The organism is Fictibacillus fluitans, from assembly GCF_030418125.1.
Classification (GTDB): domain Bacteria; phylum Bacillota; class Bacilli; order Bacillales; family Fictibacillaceae; genus Fictibacillus_C; species Fictibacillus_C fluitans.
On the sequence record NZ_JAUHTR010000002.1, the window covers coordinates 194,534 to 210,978 of the forward strand.

17 protein-coding genes are annotated in these 16,445 nt (G+C 47.8%); 16 read left to right on the plus strand and 1 reads right to left on the minus strand.

Annotation, left to right across the window (positions count from 1 at the left end; translation table 11 throughout):
* Window positions 1-14: 14 nt before the first annotated feature.
* The 10 genes from QYB97_RS06245 to QYB97_RS06290 all read left to right on the plus strand — a co-directional run bounded on the left by QYB97_RS06245 (window position 15) and on the right by QYB97_RS06290 (window position 9,873).
* Window positions 15-1,088, plus strand: a complete 1,074-nt coding sequence (locus tag QYB97_RS06245; protein WP_301165118.1) for a Gfo/Idh/MocA family protein — start codon at window positions 15-17, stop codon at window positions 1,086-1,088.
* A 30-nt stretch (window positions 1,089-1,118) separates the two neighbouring features.
* Complete coding sequence (locus tag QYB97_RS06250; protein ID WP_301165119.1) at window positions 1,119-1,985, plus strand: sugar phosphate isomerase/epimerase family protein; 867 nt, start codon at window positions 1,119-1,121, stop codon at window positions 1,983-1,985.
* 13 nt (window positions 1,986-1,998) lie between these two features.
* Entirely contained in the window at window positions 1,999-2,772 is a 774-nt protein-coding gene (locus tag QYB97_RS06255; RefSeq protein ID WP_301165120.1) for a sugar phosphate isomerase/epimerase family protein, read from the plus strand.
* 43 nt (window positions 2,773-2,815) lie between these two features.
* Entirely contained in the window at window positions 2,816-3,712 is an 897-nt protein-coding gene (locus QYB97_RS06260; RefSeq protein WP_301165121.1) for an AraC family transcriptional regulator, read from the plus strand.
* 141 nt (window positions 3,713-3,853) lie between these two features.
* A complete protein-coding gene (locus tag QYB97_RS06265; RefSeq protein ID WP_301165122.1) occupies window positions 3,854-4,774 on the plus strand; it encodes a carbohydrate ABC transporter permease in 921 nt (306 codons plus the stop codon).
* Between the two features lie 20 nt (window positions 4,775-4,794).
* A complete protein-coding gene (locus QYB97_RS06270; RefSeq protein WP_301165123.1) occupies window positions 4,795-5,649 on the plus strand; it encodes a carbohydrate ABC transporter permease in 855 nt (284 codons plus the stop codon).
* Window positions 5,650-5,674: 25 nt separating this feature from the next.
* Window positions 5,675-7,030, plus strand: coding sequence for an ABC transporter substrate-binding protein (locus QYB97_RS06275; protein ID WP_301165124.1), 1,356 nt, complete (start codon window positions 5,675-5,677; stop codon window positions 7,028-7,030).
* A gap of 50 nt (window positions 7,031-7,080) precedes the next feature.
* Window positions 7,081-7,716, plus strand: a complete 636-nt coding sequence (locus tag QYB97_RS06280) for a YesL family protein (protein ID WP_301165125.1) — start codon at window positions 7,081-7,083, stop codon at window positions 7,714-7,716.
* Window positions 7,709-8,854 (plus strand): DUF2264 domain-containing protein, encoded by a 1,146-nt coding sequence (locus tag QYB97_RS06285; RefSeq protein WP_301165126.1) that lies wholly within the window; start codon window positions 7,709-7,711, stop codon window positions 8,852-8,854. The genes QYB97_RS06280 and QYB97_RS06285 overlap by 8 nt, the downstream gene beginning before the upstream one ends.
* Window positions 8,855-8,877: 23 nt before the next feature.
* Entirely contained in the window at window positions 8,878-9,873 is a 996-nt protein-coding gene (locus QYB97_RS06290; protein WP_301165127.1) for a hydroxyacid dehydrogenase, read from the plus strand.
* 15 nt (window positions 9,874-9,888) lie between these two features.
* On the opposite strand, the gene QYB97_RS06295 is transcribed toward QYB97_RS06290, so the two are convergent.
* Window positions 9,889-10,251 carry a ribosomal maturation YjgA family protein gene (locus tag QYB97_RS06295; protein WP_301165305.1) on the minus strand — a complete coding sequence of 121 codons (363 nt, stop codon included), beginning with the start codon at window positions 10,249-10,251 and terminating at the stop codon, window positions 9,889-9,891.
* A gap of 313 nt (window positions 10,252-10,564) precedes the next feature.
* Between QYB97_RS06295 and QYB97_RS06300 the strand changes: the two genes are divergently transcribed.
* The 6 genes from QYB97_RS06300 to QYB97_RS06325 all read left to right on the plus strand — a co-directional run bounded on the left by QYB97_RS06300 (window position 10,565) and on the right by QYB97_RS06325 (window position 16,436).
* The gene (locus QYB97_RS06300) at window positions 10,565-11,566 is read left to right on the plus strand and encodes a LacI family DNA-binding transcriptional regulator (protein ID WP_301165128.1); all 1,002 of its coding nucleotides are present in this window, start codon (window positions 10,565-10,567) and stop codon (window positions 11,564-11,566) included.
* A gap of 3 nt (window positions 11,567-11,569) precedes the next feature.
* Window positions 11,570-12,220: a D-sedoheptulose-7-phosphate isomerase gene (locus QYB97_RS06305; protein ID WP_301165129.1), complete on the plus strand. Its 651-nt coding sequence runs from the start codon at window positions 11,570-11,572 to the stop codon at window positions 12,218-12,220.
* A complete protein-coding gene (locus QYB97_RS06310; RefSeq protein ID WP_301165130.1) occupies window positions 12,217-13,254 on the plus strand; it encodes an ROK family protein in 1,038 nt (345 codons plus the stop codon). Before QYB97_RS06305 ends, QYB97_RS06310 begins: the two co-directional genes overlap by 4 nt.
* Window positions 13,241-14,590 carry an extracellular solute-binding protein gene (locus QYB97_RS06315; RefSeq protein ID WP_301165131.1) on the plus strand — a complete coding sequence of 450 codons (1,350 nt, stop codon included), beginning with the start codon at window positions 13,241-13,243 and terminating at the stop codon, window positions 14,588-14,590. Before QYB97_RS06310 ends, QYB97_RS06315 begins: the two co-directional genes overlap by 14 nt.
* An 87-nt stretch (window positions 14,591-14,677) precedes the next feature.
* Window positions 14,678-15,589 (plus strand): carbohydrate ABC transporter permease, encoded by a 912-nt coding sequence (locus tag QYB97_RS06320; protein ID WP_425589769.1) that lies wholly within the window; start codon window positions 14,678-14,680, stop codon window positions 15,587-15,589.
* A 13-nt stretch (window positions 15,590-15,602) separates the two neighbouring features.
* Window positions 15,603-16,436 (plus strand): carbohydrate ABC transporter permease, encoded by an 834-nt coding sequence (locus QYB97_RS06325; protein ID WP_301165133.1) that lies wholly within the window; start codon window positions 15,603-15,605, stop codon window positions 16,434-16,436.
* Window positions 16,437-16,445 lie beyond the last annotated feature (9 nt).

The following is a 16,445-nucleotide window of genomic DNA, read 5'->3' on the forward strand; positions in this document are numbered from 1 at the left end:
AAAGGAGCGGACACATGAGCAAACAAGACGGCATGAACTATGCCCCAAAAGGAAAACCAAACCGTGTGGTGGCAGAAGGTGACTTTGCCATTGCCGCTGTTGCCCTTGATCATGGACACATTTACGGCATGTGCAATGGACTGGCAGAAGCGGGTGCCACCCTTAAATGGGTGTATGATCCCGACCAGTCAAAAGTTGACCAATTCAAGAAAGCTTTTCCGGAGGTCAGGATCGCTTCCTCCGAGGAAGAAGTTCTGAATGATCCGGACGTAAAAATGGTGGCCGGTGCTGCCATCCCTTCCAAGCGCTGTGAACTGGGTCTTCGAGTGATGGGCCATGGAAAGGACTATTTTACGGATAAAACACCGTTTACCACATTGGAGCAGCTGGAACAGGCGAAGAAAAAGGCTGCTGAAACGAGACAGAAGTACATGGTGTATTACAGCGAGCGGCTGCATGTGGAATCGGCTGTATTTGCCGGACAGCTCATTGATGAGGGAGCCATCGGCAGGGTGATACAGGTGACAGGCTTTGGTCCTCACCGCCTGTCAGCGCCATCAAGGCCCGACTGGTTTTTCAAAAAGGAAACGTATGGCGGAATCCTTTGTGATATCGGCAGCCATCAGATCGAGCAGTTCCTTTTTTATACAAAGTCAAAGGATGCCAGGGTGCTCTCGAGCAAGGTCGGAAACTATGCAAGCAAGGATTATCCAGAGCTTGAGGATTACGGGGACGCCACACTTCTCAGTGAAAATGGGGCGACCCAATACTTCCGGGTCGACTGGCTGACACCGGACGGATTGGGCACATGGGGAGACGGAAGAACGTTCATTCTCGGAACGGAAGGCTATATTGAAATTCGCAAATATATCAATGTGGCCAGTGAAGACAGCGGGGATCATCTGTATCTGGTAAATGGCGAAGGCGAACAGCACTTTCACCTCACTGGCAAAGTCGGTTATCCGTTTTTCGGCGAGCTGATCCTCGACTGCCTGAACCGGACGGAAAAAGCGATGACCCAGGAGCATGCCTTTAAAGCGGCAGAGTTGTGCCTGGTTGCCCAGGAGAACGCAATCAGGGTGGAATAGAAAAAATTAAAAGACAGGCGGGCTGATATCATGAAGTTTTCTGTGTTTACCGTAATGGCACCGGACGCAACACCTGAGCAGTTATTGGGCTATCTGAAGGAATACGGATACGAGGGAGTGGAATGGCGGTTTAAAGAAACGCCACAGGAACTCAAAAAGGAAGAGCCGAGCTTTTGGGGCAATAACCTGTGCACCATTGCCCCGGATATCACGGATGAAGAGCTTGCGCATTTATCGTCTGTAACAAAGGAAAAAGGCATTGAAGTCACAAGTGTAACGCCTTACCTGTCCTGTGGTGATCTGGCGGCAACGGAAAATGTGCTGCGGGTCGCCCAGTCACTCGGTGCATCAACAGTACGACTTGGTGTTCCCCGGTATGACCGGAGCAGAAATTACAATGATTTGTTTAAGGAAGCAGTGAGCTACTTAAAAGAGGCTGAGGAGATGTGCAGGCAATACGGCGTAAAGGGACTTGTGGAGACGCATCACCAGACGATTGCCCCGAGCGCCGGGCTTGCCCATCGGTTGGTCTCATCCTTTAACCCTGACCATATCGGCGTCCTGTATGATCCGGGCAACATGGTGCATGAGGGATTTGAAAATTACCGGATGGGCATAGAGCTTCTCGGCCCTTACCTCGCACACGTTCATGCGAAAAACGCCGTCTGGAAGCAAAGCGGACAGGCGGCTGACGGAAGTGTTCAGTGGAAAGCGGAATGGGCCTTGCTGGAAAAAGGAATCGTGGACTGGAAGCAGGTGATTCAGGACTTAAAAGCGGTTGGCTATGATGGATATATTGGCATTGAAGACTTCAGCCAGGCGCTGTCGACGCACGACTCCCTGAAGCATCATGTTCAGTCCTTGAAAAAACTGCTGAATGAAACACTGGCTGTATAAAGGAGGAGAAGGAATGAAGCTTGGCTGTTGTACGACCATTGATAACTCCGCCATCGCCAAAAATGCCGGTTTTGATTTTCTGGAATGTACGGTGGTATCCCTCGTTCCGGAAAATGATGACGAATTTCCCGCAATCCTGGAACGCTACCAGGATTGCGGGCTTCCGGTGGAGGCCTGCAACATCTTTTTGCCGGGATCACTTAAAGTTACCGGTGAACACGTGAACATTTCATCGGTTGAACGATATGTCGAAAAAGCGCTTCTTCGTGTGAAGCAAATCGGTGCCGATACCATCGTTTTTGGAAGCGGAGGCGCACGGTCCCTGCCGGAGGGGTTTTCAAGGGAAAAGGGTCAGGAGCAGATTGTTCAGTTTCTTGGTCTGGTGGCCAATTACAGTGATTCTCTCGGCATTACGATTGTCATTGAGCCGCTGAACCAAAAGGAAAGCAATATCATTAACTCGGTTCCCGAAGCCGTGGAGATAGCCAAAAGGGTAAATCGTCCTTCCATCAAGGTGTTGGCTGATTTTTATCATATGGATGAAGAAAATGAGCCGCTTGAGCACCTGGTATCTGAAAAAGACTATATCCGACATATCCATGTGGCCGATTCAGGAAGGAGGGCGCCCGGCACGGGAACGTATCCTTATGACCGGTTTGTCTCCTGCCTGAGCGGGGCGGGATACAACGGCCGCATCTCCATCGAATGCCAGTGGCAGGACTTTGAAGCGGAAGCTGCTGCGGCAAGGCAGTTTCTATCATCGGTTCTTTACTCGGGGAAAGTGTAGTCAGGTTTGCCTTTCGTTTTAAATCGTAAAGGGGGAGAAAAAATTGGAGGAAGAATTTTTTGTTTCTGAATATCGGATGTCCAAAGAGATCAAGAAAGAGGACTATGATTTTCATTCCCATGATACGTACGAAGTATATTTCTTTCACAGCGGCCGGTGCAAGTACATGATCGGCGATGAAATCCATCATCTGCAGGAAAACGACATTATCATTATGGACGGTTTGACGCTGCACCGGCCTTATCCTGAAGAAGATCAGCCTTATATCCGGAGTGTCATTCAGTTTTCCGGAGAATGGCTGAAACCGGTGCTTGCCAATTTAAAGGTGCCGGAGCTTCTCAACCCTTTTTATATGCTGAACAATTGCCTGTTCCGCGGGGTGGATCAGGCTATGCTCGCTGAAATTGAAGAGCTGATCAAGAAAATAGCACAGGTTGGTTTTTCAACAGGGTACAAGCAGGAGGACAAGTTTGAAAACCGGCTGAAGGAAGGGGAAGTGACGACACTTCTCGTTCAGCTGCTGTTTAAAATCTATGAATTAAGCAAGCTGAGGATCGTCAAAATTCCCTCCGTCAAGTCGGAAAAACGCATGCACGTCGACCGCATCATCCGCTGGGTGGAAGACAACCGTGAAAAAAACATTAAACTGGATGATATCGCCAAAAGCCTGAATATCAGTAAATATTACATGTCCAGAATCTTCAAGTGCGTGACAGGCTTCACCATCATGGAATACCTGATGAGCTGCCGCATCAAAAGAGCCAAATACTTGCTCGAAATGCATCCTGAAATGTCGATTTTGGAGGTGGCATTGGAGTCTGGATTTGAAAATTCCTCGCATTTCAGCCGCTTTTTCCGCAAACAAGTCAAAATAACACCCACCGCCTACCGCAATGAGCGCACCATAAGTGAAGCACTGGATCAAATCGGAAACTACTAGAACGAAAATAGAGCAACATCAGACAAATTTTTCAAGAAAAAGGACCATCCTGCAACCTTTAAATTATCCGAAAATTAGTAAAATTAAAACAGATAAATGAAAGCGTTTTATATTTACCCTGCCACTTGAAAGGAGGCTGTCATGGCTAACAACAGCATTGAGCTGAACGTAAAAATGGAAGTGGAGAAGGTGCAAAGCAAACGGAAGGACTGGGGGCTGAAATGGTATGTGTTCCTCATTCCGAGCTTTCTGGGAATCCTGCTGTTCATGGTCTACCCTGTGTTTGAATCTCTGCGTCTCAGCTTCTATCAATCCAATGGAACGGTCGAGAATTATATCGGACTCGCAAACTTTAAATCTGTCTTAACCTCGAACTCGTTCTGGAACTCAGTATGGAACACCTTTTATATCGGCATCTTCCAAATCATGATTACGATCCCGCTCGGTTTTATCTTTGCATCACTCATTAACTCTACCAAGCGGGGACAGAACTTTTTCAAGGTACTCTATTTCCTGCCCAATGTGACATCCATCGTTGCCGCTGCCATGATTTTTGCTTTCGTGCTTCATCCGGAAATGGGGATCGTCAACTACGTCCTTCACGCCATCGGTCTTCCGACTCCAGGCTGGCTTTCTGATCCGTCGACCTCAAAGTGGGCGGTTATCATTCTTGCGGTCTGGCACTGGATTGGTTTTGTCATCATCATCTGTCTTGCCAATCTCCAGGCGATTCCGAGTGAAATGTACGAAGCCGCACGAATCGACGGGGCAAGCGGGCTGCAGCAATGGTTTTTCATCACCATTCCCAATATGGCAGGAACCTTCGCCTTTTTACTGATTACCGGATGGATTGGAGCACTGCAGCGTTTTAATGAAGTCTATGTGCTGGGCGGACCGAACGGCAGTCCTGCAAGGTCGATTCAAACGATGGGAGCATTTATTTACGAACGGGGCTTTACAGGGTTCGAGTTCGGAATCGCTTCGGCCGCAACCTATATCATGTTCATTTTGATACTGGTCTTCACGTTTATCAACCTGAAATTTTCCAAAATGAAAATATAAGTGAACGGGGGTTGTGTTGTATGAAAGCTGGATCTTCCTATAAAAAGAGAGAACAGATTGCTGGAGGCTTCAAGTTCGCTATTTTGCTGCTGTTTGGTTTGCTGCTTATTACGCCTTTCGTCTGGATGGTGAGCGTGGGATTTGACCGTACTGCCAATGTCACGATGCCCTTTCCGCCCAAATTAATACCGAAGAGCCCATCTTCATTTAACTTTGGCATCGTATTTGAAAACGGAAGCCTGCTTAAGGCTTACCTGAACTCCGGGATCGTAACCGTAAGTTCTGTGTTTATCGGGGTATCGGCATCACTGCTCGCAGGATACGCCTTTTCCAAAGGACGGTTCAAAGGAAAAAAGGTGCTGTTTGTGGTGGTGCTTTGCACGCTCATGATCCCCATGGAGCCGCGCCTGATTCCGTTGTACAAGCTGTTTAATTCGGTGCACCTGCTTAATACGTTCTGGCCGCTCGTTCTGCCGTCTTTGATCAGCGGCATGCTGATCTTTCTCTGCAAGCAGTTCTTTGACCAGCTGCCTGACACACTGAGGGAGGCTTCGCAAATTGACGGAGCAGGGGAATTTACAACCTTCTTCCGCATTTATCTTCCGCTTGCCGGGCCGATAGTTGCAACGATGATCATTTTGGCCTTTATCTGGAGCTGGAACGATTTCATGTGGCCGCTCGTTGTATTGAACAGCAAAGAGCTGCAGACGGTTCCTCTTTATCTCGCCAGCTTCTCCCTCGAGAATGGGACAAGCCTTGGCGGATTAACGATGGCATTGGCGACCATGAGTGTCCTGCCGATCGTTATTTTGTACCTGTTTTTGCAAAAATACATTATTCAAAGCATTGCGCTCAGCGGAGTAAAAGGAGAGTAGGACCCATTTTAAAGGAGGCGAAAAAATGAAACACATTCGGAAAGGGATTTCGTTATCGCTCATTTTAATGCTGGCTGTCATGATTATGCTGACCGGCTGTTCAAGCTCGGACACCTCAGGAAAAGCGGACGGAAAGTGGGCAGGAAAAAAGATCAAGGTGCAGATGATCGGGGACTTTAAGGACAAAACGGCTACCGACCCGATTACAGGGAAAAAAGTGAAGGGCATTGACGTCTTAAAAGAGGAATTTGAAAAACAGCATCCGGGTGCAAGCGTTGATTTTATCCTGATGCCCTGGGAAGGATACACGGAAAAAACACAGGCGATGATTACCTCCAATGAAGCCGATGTGTACCAGATGCCTGGGCTTGCCGATTTTGCGCCGCAGGGTGTACTGGAACCTCTTCAGCCGTACATCGATAAAGACAAGGAAATGGATCTGGACAAGTTTATCGACAGTCAGGTTGATGGCTGGAAGGTGCTTGGCAAGGACGACGACAAGCTGCAAATCTACGGCCTTCCGTTTTTGGGAGACGCGCGTTTTATCGCATATGACAAAAAGCTGTTTGACGACTGGGGTGTTGACTATCTCTCTGACCATCCGACCATGAAGGAGGTTGCGGAGAAAGCAAAGAAAATGACCGGGAAAAACCCGAAAACCGGAAAGCAGAACTATGGCATCTGGTTCCGCGGTGATTGGTCCTCCGCGTTCACCTTGATCGATCTGGCTGAAGGACAAAACGGCAAATGGGGAGAAGGCTTTGCCTGGAAAGACGTGAAGTTCAATTTTAATTCCCCTGAGATGAAAAAAGGGCTGGACTGGCTGCTCGACATGAAGAATTATGCGCCAAAGGGCCTTGTCAGCAACCAGGGTTCAGAAAAATGGCTCACCAAGGATAACAACGTTGCCATCATGATGAACCAGGGACCTGGCGACACCATCAAACCGACATATGCCCAGGGGCTTGAGGACCGCATTGGCATCGCACAAGAGTTTAAAAACAAGGACGGAAAAGGCGGATTGTTTGCGGGAAGCCCGCTGGCGATTGCCAAGAGCAGTAAAAATAAAGACCTGGCCTGGGAATGGATTAAATTTGCGACAGATGAATTTGCCCAAAAGTATATTTTTGAAGAGGTTGGTGCCATTCCAGCCATTAAAGCCGCAAAAACCTGGAAGAGCACAAAGGAAATGCCTTTGATGCAGCCAGTGTTTGAAGCGATGAGAAGTCCAGTGACACCGCGATACCCATGGGGTTCCTCACAGCCGCGCTTTACCTTGACGTCAGAGATAGAAGCTGCCTTAACGGGTAAGCGCACGGCACAGCAGGCGCTGGATAAAGCGCAGCGGGAAAGCACCGCCTGGGTCGAAAATAGAAAGTAAGTTGAAGGAGGAGGAGAAATCCTCCTTTCTTTGCATAGGAGGGAAGTTTGATGGATGGAACGGCCTTTGGCGGCTTTTATATGGCCTGTGTATGGTTTGCACGGTTCGCGTTTTTAAATGTTCTGTGGCTTCTTTTCAGTCTGGCGGGATTGGTGATCGGCGGTATTTTCCCGGCAACCGCTGCGTTGTTTGCAGTTGAGCGTTCATGGATTCGAAAAGAGGAAAGTCCTTCACTTATCCGGCAGTTCTGGAGAGAGTACCGGGCTCAGTTTGTAAAAGCGAACATGCTGGGGTATCTTATGGTGCTGTTCGGAGGGCTATTGTGGGTGAATGTAAAACTGATGTTCCCGCTCGATTATTTAGTAATTGGTGTGCTGAAGGTTTTACTGCTTGGTTTGTTCTTTTTATTTGTCATCGTACTGCTGTATCTTTTTCCGGTGATGGTTCATTTTAAAGGCGGAATCCTGGATTGTGTGAAGAATGCGCTGTTTGTCGGGCTGTCATCACCGCTGATGACGGTGATGAGCGGGCTGGGTATCCTGGTGGTAACGTATAGTTGCTACAAGATTCCTGGGCTTTCTGTCTTCTTTTATGTGAGTGGTGCAGGCTTTCTTTCAATGTGGTTTTCTCATTGCGCATTCCTCAGGCTGGAAGGGAAGGCAAAAGCGGGTGGACTGGATGGATGATTCCACGCGCTCATTTTGGCTGGTCACGATGCTTACCCTGGCCAGAACTCCGCTTGAAGTACTCGCTAAAAGAGAGCTGAAAGCAAAAATGAAGGTGGAAATGAAGGAAGGTGCAGACCGAGAGTCGTATGTTTATCTGGAAACACTGTCTCGTCTGCTTGTCGGCATGGCACCGTGGCTTGAAGGAAAATCAGAGGGCAGTGAAGAACATCTTCGAAAGCATTATGGTGAGCTGGCCCGTCAGGCGATTGATGCTGGAACAGACCCGGCATCCCCCGATTATATGAACTATTCAGAGGGCTTCCAGCCGATTGTTGACACCGCATTTTTGGCTCAGGCAATTCTTCGGGCACCGACCGAGCTGTGGGAAAAGCTGGACGGGCATGTGAAGAGGAATGTGATCACCGCTTTAAAAGCGACCCGTTCACGAAAGCCCGTCTTCTCCAATTGGCTTTTGTTTTCTGCCGTGATTGAAGCCGCTTTGCAGCGGATGGGTGAAAGCGACTGGGATCCTATGCGGATTGACTATGCCATCAAGCAGATGGAGCAATGGTATGCGGGGGATGGCGTCTACAGTGACGGTCCCCATTTTCGTTTTGATTACTATAACAGCTTTGTTATTCAGCCGATGCTGCTCGAGGTGCTGGAGGCAGTTGGCTCTCATTATGAGGACTGGCAGGTAAGAGTGGAGACGGTGAAGGATAGGTCGCGGCGCTATGCGGAAATTCTTGAACGTTTAATCTCTCCGGAGGGCACGTTTCCGCCCGTTGGCCGGTCACTTGCCTACCGCTGCGGTGTTTTTCATACACTGGCGCAGCACGCATGGCGAGAAGATCTGCCGGAGAGTGTATCATCCGCCCAGGTTCGGTGCGGGTTGACCGCCGTTTTGAAAAAGTGCCTGCATTCACCCGGAACGTATAGTGATGACGGTTGGCTAACGGTTGGGTTTTGCGGTCATCAGCCCGGCATTGGTGAACACTACATCACCAATGGCAGCGTCTATCTGTGTTCACTGGTCTTCTTGCCGCTGGGATTGCCGGAATCGGCTTCCTTTTGGCGGGATCAGGATGAAAATTGGACCTCAAAAAAGGCATGGTCAGGAATGGACTTTCCGAGAGATCATGCGTTGAAAAGTTAAGTGGAAAAAGGAGTGCAAACGGTATGAAAGGCTTATTTATCATGGATGAAGCCCCTTTTGATTGGGTGTATCCATCAGATATACGCGAACAAATTCAAGCACTGGTTGATGGAGATCTTCCTTTTTTGACCAGGGATCAGGTTATGGATAACCTGTCATTGCTCAAGGATGTTGAAGTTGTTTTTTCGGGATGGGGAGGGCCAACGCTTGACGAAGAATTCTTGGAGGCAGCGCCCCGTCTGGATGCCGTTTTTTATGCTGCTGGAACCGTAAAAACTATTGCCACTCCGGCTTCATGGAGAAGAAACGTCCGGATCGTCAATGCGGCGGATGCAAATGCCGTACCGGTCACGGAATTTACACTGTCACAGATTCTGTTTTCCTTAAAAAACGGCTGGCGCTATGTGCGGAGCATTCAGCAGGAACGCGCTTATCCCGAGAAATCCATATCCGCAGGAGCTGGGGCGTATGGTAGCACAGTGGGAATTATTTCATTGAGTAAAATCGGCCGCCGGGTATGTGAGCTGCTGGAGCCGTTTGATGTAAAGGTGATTGCCTATGATCCCTATGTAAGCGAAGAGGCTGCCCGAAGTTTAGGTGTGGAGCTGTGTTCACTTGAAGAGGTTTTTCAGCGGGCAGACGTTGTTTCCCTGCACACGCCGCTGTTGGATGAAACACGGGGGATGATTACCGGAGAGCATCTCTCCCTGTTAAAGCCAAACGCCAGTTTTATTAACACTGCGCGCGGGGCCATCGTGCGGGAGGATGAAATGATAGAGGTGCTGGCGTATCGCGACGACATCACTGCGATCCTGGATGTGACGTATCCCGAGCCGCCTCTCCCTGGCTCGCCTCTATTTACTCTCCCAAATGTGGTGCTGACGCCGCACATTGCAGGCAGCAAAGGAGCGGAGTGTGCACGGATGGGACAAAGCATGCTTGAGGAGTTTCAGCGGTATTTGAAGAACGAGCCGCTGAAGGGCGAGGTACTGGAGAAGGATATGGGGATTATGGCGTAGGTTTTCAATCCCCGGCTATCGTCTCCTTGATTTGCTATGCAAAAAACATCGATCCAAAAATGCAGCGGCAAGGATTCCTGAGGTATACCTCACCAAATCAACCGGCAGAAATCCTTTGCCCAAGATTAGTGCCCCTACCACTGTATCCCGAATCTGATTGATCCCGTCAGCCTGATAGAGCTGTGAAAATTCTATAGCAAAGCTGAACAAAATACTAAGCATCATGGCTGTAAGCAGGCTTTTCCGTACCAATAGAAACCGAAATCCAAAGTACACCATGGCTGCCCAAAGAGCGTCTCCTGCATTTTCAGCAATGATTGCTGGAAGTGAGGAGCCGTATGCTCTTGAGGCAAGGCCAAGCATAATTGTCATTACCATTAGCAAAAGATAAAAGGCACGTTTCAATTCATTCACTCTTTCATACTAGATTAAAACTCTCTCAGATAATCTAACCTATTTTAGGCATATGTCTCAACAAATTATAACAAGAAGTGCCGGTGAGCTTTCTCAAAATGCTCATCGGTTTTTTTGTGGCTTTTTGCCCACATGAAGTGGGTAAAAAGTAGTGATAATTTTCTGAGTATTGTGTTGACGTAATGAATTTACTCAGGTAGAATAAACTCAAAATCTACAGGAAAACGTTTTCCTGTTCTTGCAGGGGGTGTAACTGGTTAGAATTTCAATTAAAGAAGTGGCACAAAAAGCAGGTGTTTCTGTAACAACCGTGTCACGGGTGATCAACAATAGTAAACCTGTAAGCAGCGAACTCAGAGAGAGAGTTGAGAGAGTAATAAAAGAAACCGGCTTTGCGCCGAGCGAAGTAGCCAGGGGACTGGTACACAGAAAAACCAAATTAATAGGCTTGATGATCCCAAAGGTCGCCAACACCTTTTTCTCCCAGTTAATTGAGGGAGCAGAGCAGGTGGCCAAAGCCAATGGATTTAACATTCTGCTTACCGTATCCCACATGGATATGGAAAAAGAAGTAGACTACCTTTCTATTTTTAAAGACCGTCAATTGGATGGAATTATCTTCTCAGTCAGTCAATTCACAAATCTCCACCGCCAATTTTTTAATGAGTTCGAAATACCAACAGTATTTCTCGGACAGCAAATCAAAGAAACTCCTTATCCTTATATTCTCATTGATAACTTTAAAGCCAGCTATGAAGCAACCAAATACCTGATTAATAAAGGCCATGAAAAGATTGGTATTTTAAAAGGGCCCGATTATGATATTTCAACCGGTTACGAACGTTACAGGGGATATCAGCAAGCATTGCAGGACGCGGGACTTGCCGTCCATGATGATTGGGTATTCTCGGATTTTCATGATATCAATAACGGTTACCGTGGCATGAAAACCATTATGGAACAAGACGAACTTCCCACCGCCATGTTTGCCTGCTCTGACGTGATGGCGGTTGGCGCGATCAATTATTTGCAGGATCATGGATTCCGGATTCCGCAGGATATGTCCATTATTGGGTTTGATGATGCGGAGCTGTCAACGATGTTCCGGCCCAAGCTGACCACCATCCGGCAAGACTCCTTTGAAATGGGAGCTGAGGCCATGCGCTGCTTAATTGAACAGATTGTAGAAAAGAAAACGGAGAAAAAGGAAATCATTTTTCCTCACCAGTTGATTGAGCGGGAAAGCACTGCGGAGACTACCAATTATTTAAGGAGATGAGCCATGGAAACGACGGTTATGGACCACCCCTTATTGCACCGGCTGTTTACACGATACCAGATGCTGAAGAGCTGTGAAGATTCCATTATTCAAGCTTACGAAATTCTTGAAAGCGCTTATCGTGCGGGAGGAAAAGTGCTCGTTTGCGGAAATGGGGGGAGCGCATCAGACAGCGATCATATCGTGGGTGAATTGATGAAGGGCTTTTACAGCAAACGGTCATTATCCAATCAGACAAAGAGTGATTTTCATACGATGTTTGGCAAGGAAGGGCAATGGCTGGCAGATAACCTGCAAGGAGCGTTGCCGGCAATCTCTCTGGTCAGTCAATCCGGCTTGATGACGGCCTTCTGCAACGATGTGGATCCCTGTATGATGTTTGCTCAGCAGGTATACGGCTACGGCCGAAAAGAGGACGTACTGATTGGATTAAGCACGTCGGGCAACTCAAAAAATGTTATTGCGGCCGTTAAAGTGGCCAAGGTGCTTGGCATGAAGACCATCGGGTTTACAGGTGAGGACGGCGGAGAAATGAAGGATTTATGCGATGCTGCCATTTGTGTTCCGGAAAGGCGGACAGCAGATATTCAAGAGCTGCACCTCCCAATCTATCATACGCTTTGCCTCATGCTTGAGGAGAAGTGGTTTGTATGAAAAAGGTGCTGGCAGGCATTGATATTGGCGGAACCAAACTTGCTGTCTCTCTTGCGTTCTGTACCGGGGAGCTGACGATTTTAGAAAAGATAAGCACCGATACACCGTCTTCCCCAAAGGAAGCTGTTACTTTTTTTATCCAATCGATTTTTCAGTTAATGAAAAAATATCATGTGAAGGAAGTCGATTCGATTGGGATCAGCTGCGGCGGTCCATTGGATTCCAAAAATGGAATCATCCTTTCGCCCCCTAATCTGCCCAATTGGGACCGGATCGATCTGTTTACTCCTTTACAGGAAGCTTTTGGCTCACCGGTTGCTCTCCAAAATGACGCGAATGCATGTGCACTCGCAGAGTGGCAATGGGGTGCCGGAAGAGGTGTGGGCAACATGATTTTTCTAACCTTTGGCACGGGAATGGGAGCCGGATTGATTTTAAATAACCAGCTTTATTCCGGAACCAATGATATGGCTGGAGAAGCAGGTCATATCCGTTTGGAGGAAGACGGGCCGGAGGGCTATGGCAAAAGGGGATCCTTTGAAGGCTTTTGCAGCGGTGGCGGTATTGCCCGGTTTGCTCAGGAGGTTGTGCTTGGCGAGCTGGAAAAAGGGAGAATTCCAGCCTTTTGCAAGGACAAGGACCACATCCCGTTGATTACCGCTAAAACAGTTGCGCTTGCTGCCCATGAGGGTGACTCAACCGCACAATGGATTTATGAGCAGGTAGGCAGAAAGCTTGGCAGGGGAATTGCTCTCCTGGTTGATATCCTCAATCCCGAGCGCATCGTAATCGGCAGTATCTATTCGAGGCAGCAGCAGCTGTTGGAACCGATGGTAATGGAGGAATTGAAAAAGGAATCACTTCCGCAGGCATTAAAGGTTTGTGAAATTGTTCCTGCTGAACTGGGTGAGCAAATTGGAGATTATGCCAGCCTTTCCGTCGCGCTTCAGCATTTGAAGGTTCAGCCTGATATGAAAGCGTATACAAAAACGTTCGTCAATAGAAAGGGGAAAATGGGTTATGAAGTTGATTAAAAAGGCAGGTTTAACAATTGCAACGGTTTCCTTAGGATTATCAGTTCTGTCGGGGTGCAGTGATTCAGCCGGTTCGGACAGCGGAAAAAAAGTGATTACCGTCGCGTACCCCAACTGGTGGCAGAAGTGGCTTCAGGATCTGGAAAAGGATTATGAAAAAGAAAATCCAAAGGTGGATATTAAGCTCCAGCCGTTAACGGCCAATGAGGGCGGAATCAGCTCTAAAATGGCCATGATGATGAAATCAAAAAAGACAGCTCCTGATGTCGTGCTCGAAGATACATTTATGATTGATGCGGATGCAAAGGCAGGATATTTGGAACCGCTCGATCAAAAGCTTCAAAAGTGGGGAGACTGGGACAAATTCGTTGATACAACGAAAAAAGGGATCACCGCTTCGGATGGAAAAATGTATGGCGTTCCATTCAGCACCGATGTTCAGGGATTATGGTATAACAAAAAACTATTGAAAAAAGCAGGGGTGACCTTGCCGTATGAACCAAAAGACTGGCAAGAGGTCATGAAGACCGCTCAAGCCGTGAAAAAATCCAGCTCGAATGTGATTCCGTTATTTTTGTACGCGAGCAAAGCGACAGGAGAGTCAACGAGCATGCGTACCTTCCAGGTTTTGCACAGCGGAACTGGAGCAGAATTGTACGACTATGACAGCAAAAAGTGGACGGTCAATCAGAAAGCGGTAGAAGATTCATTAGGCTTTGTTCAGCAAGTATTTGACAAAAAGCTCGGTGAAAGCATGAGCCAGGCGGCAGACGGACAAGCAGCCCAGACACTGGCCAACGGCTTAATGCCGGATGATAAGGTAGCGATGGTGATGGACGGCAACTGGGTTACGGCAAGCTGGAGGGAAGGCGGCAGCAAGCCATGGCCAAAAGCTCTCGATACATGGGCCTTTACCGCATTCCCAACGCAAAAAGGCCAGGATCCGAAAACAACATCCATGTCCGGGGGCTGGGCGATGTCCGTTCCTAAAAACAGCGACGAAAAAGACCTGGCATGGAAGTTTATCCAGATGAGCACGGATAAAGAGCATCAGTTGAATTATACAAAACAAACAGGAGATATGACGGTGCGCAGCGATGTTCAGCAGGAAAAGGATTATTTGAACCAGCCGCTCGGCGTTTATAAAGAAGCCGGTGAAATGCTGAAAAAGACCAATTTCCGCCCTGCAGTAGACGGCTATCCTTCCGTATCCACGCTCATCCAGGAAACAGTGGAAAGTGTGGCATCCGGCAAGAAAACACCGAAACAAGCCACGGCCGATTATATTAACGGGCTCAAACGACTGGTGAAAGAGAAGAATATCGAGGTTCAATAGCCATAAAAAGGGAGAATGAAATCCTGAAGGGATTTCATTCTCTATTCACAAAGGGTGATGGAAATGGACACAACCGCAGAAACATCGATGAAGCAAAAGTGGAATACCCAGGGAAAGAAAAAGTCTTCAAACAAAAGAAAATGGCTTCAAGCCCTTATTTTTTTATTGCCATCCTTGCTTTTACTCGGCATCTTTTTTGCCGGTCCGATCATAATGACCTTTTATTTTGCCTTTACCGACATGTCATTGACCGGTGCCTCAGCACAAAATATCCAGTATGTCGGCTTTCAAAACTTCACCAATATGTTTCAGGATCCTTCGTTTAAAACCTCCTTTATGAAAACGATGGTTTTCCTCCTGATGTCAGCCATATTGGGTCAGCAGGTGCTTGGCTTTATCCTGGCGATGCTGATGAGAGAAAAGAACGCGACCGTCAGACGGATTACAGGAACTGCCGTAATTGCCGGGTGGGTAACGCCGGAGATTATCTGTGCGTTTGCTTTTGTTACCTTTTTTAGTGATAACGGTACGCTTAACCATTTACTTAACATTTTTAATTTCGGTCCTGTTTCCTGGTTATACACATTTCCAATGGCTGCCGTTGTTATTGCTAACATATGGCACGGAACCGCCTATTCCATGATGATGTTTCAGGCGGCGCTTGACGGGGTGCCAAAGGAAATCCATGAAGCTGCCATGGTCGATGGAGCCGGAAGATGGCAGAGATTGTGGCGCATCACGATCCCTTCGATCAAAAATACGATTTCAACCAATCTGGTCGTCATCACGCTCGGAACGCTGGGGGTCTTTTCCCTCATCTATACCATGACAGGCGGAGGGCCGGCGAATTCCACCTCCACCATGCCAGTGTTTATGTATAAGCAGGCCTTTGTGAACTATCAGCTCGGTTATGGTACAGCCATCTCATTAATTCTATTGCTGATCGGCATCACGTTCAGTCTGCTGTACATTAAATTCCTGAAAACCGATCAAGAATAGGAGGCGAATCCATATGAAAAAAATGGGCTATCGGCGAACCAAAAATATACTCCCTTACTTCTCTTTATTATTTATTGCGGCCATGTTTATTCTCCCGCTCCTGTGGGTGATCGTGGCTTCGTTCGATTCACAGGCACAACAGTCATTGAAGCTTCCGGACTCGTTTACATTGTCAAATTACTCGTCCGTTCTTTCTGATCCTGCTAACCAGAGAGCGTTTATGATCGGTCTCTTGCTTTCAGGCTGCCAGACGCTGATCGTTGTGTTTTGCTCTGCTTTAGCGGCATATCCATTATCACGATTTAAGTTGAAAGGAAAACAGAAGCTGATGCTGGTCATTCTCTTTTTGACGTCGCTTCCGATCACCGCTGTTATGGTTCCTGTGTATCAATTGTTCCTCATGATCAATCTGCAGGATTCAATCATTGGAACGATGCTGTTTTTGTCTGCTTCTTCCCTTCCTTATGGGATTTGGATGATGAAAAACTTTATGGACAATGTGCCTGTTGAACTTGAAGAATCCGCGTGGATTGACGGCGCGTCTTTGTTCACAAGTTTGCGGCGTGTAGTGGCACCGCTTATGGTTCCTGGACTATTTACGGTGTGTATTTTTACCTTCATCGGAAGCTGGGGCAATTTCTTTGTTCCGTTTATTCTGCTGCAGTCACCGGATAAGCTTCCGGCTTCGGTCACGATCTTTCAGTTCTTCGGACAATTCGGCACGGTTCAATATGGCCAGCTTGCCGCGTATTCCATGCTGTACATGATTCCGACCTTTGTACTCTATGGCATTGCCCAACGGTATATGTCCCAGGGATTCGTGTTAAGCGGCGCCGCAAAAGGCTAAGGAGGCTAC

Coding starts and splice junctions, on each gene's coding strand:
- QYB97_RS06245 (WP_301165118.1), top strand. CDS start 15: ATGAGCAAACAAGACGGCATGAACTATGCCCCAAAAGGAAAACCAAAC.
- QYB97_RS06250 (WP_301165119.1), top strand. CDS start 1,119: ATGAAGTTTTCTGTGTTTACCGTAATGGCACCGGACGCAACACCTGAG.
- QYB97_RS06255 (WP_301165120.1), top strand. CDS start 1,999: ATGAAGCTTGGCTGTTGTACGACCATTGATAACTCCGCCATCGCCAAA.
- QYB97_RS06265 (WP_301165122.1), top strand. CDS start 3,854: ATGGCTAACAACAGCATTGAGCTGAACGTAAAAATGGAAGTGGAGAAG.
- QYB97_RS06270 (WP_301165123.1), top strand. CDS start 4,795: ATGAAAGCTGGATCTTCCTATAAAAAGAGAGAACAGATTGCTGGAGGC.
- QYB97_RS06275 (WP_301165124.1), top strand. CDS start 5,675: ATGAAACACATTCGGAAAGGGATTTCGTTATCGCTCATTTTAATGCTG.
- QYB97_RS06280 (WP_301165125.1), top strand. CDS start 7,081: ATGGATGGAACGGCCTTTGGCGGCTTTTATATGGCCTGTGTATGGTTT.
- QYB97_RS06285 (WP_301165126.1), top strand. CDS start 7,709: ATGGATGATTCCACGCGCTCATTTTGGCTGGTCACGATGCTTACCCTG.
- QYB97_RS06290 (WP_301165127.1), top strand. CDS start 8,878: ATGAAAGGCTTATTTATCATGGATGAAGCCCCTTTTGATTGGGTGTAT.
- QYB97_RS06295 (WP_301165305.1), bottom strand. CDS start 10,251: ATGGTAATGACAATTATGCTTGGCCTTGCCTCAAGAGCATACGGCTCC.
- QYB97_RS06305 (WP_301165129.1), top strand. CDS start 11,570: ATGGAAACGACGGTTATGGACCACCCCTTATTGCACCGGCTGTTTACA.
- QYB97_RS06310 (WP_301165130.1), top strand. CDS start 12,217: ATGAAAAAGGTGCTGGCAGGCATTGATATTGGCGGAACCAAACTTGCT.
- QYB97_RS06315 (WP_301165131.1), top strand. CDS start 13,241: ATGAAGTTGATTAAAAAGGCAGGTTTAACAATTGCAACGGTTTCCTTA.
- QYB97_RS06320 (WP_425589769.1), top strand. CDS start 14,678: ATGAAGCAAAAGTGGAATACCCAGGGAAAGAAAAAGTCTTCAAACAAA.
- QYB97_RS06325 (WP_301165133.1), top strand. CDS start 15,603: ATGAAAAAAATGGGCTATCGGCGAACCAAAAATATACTCCCTTACTTC.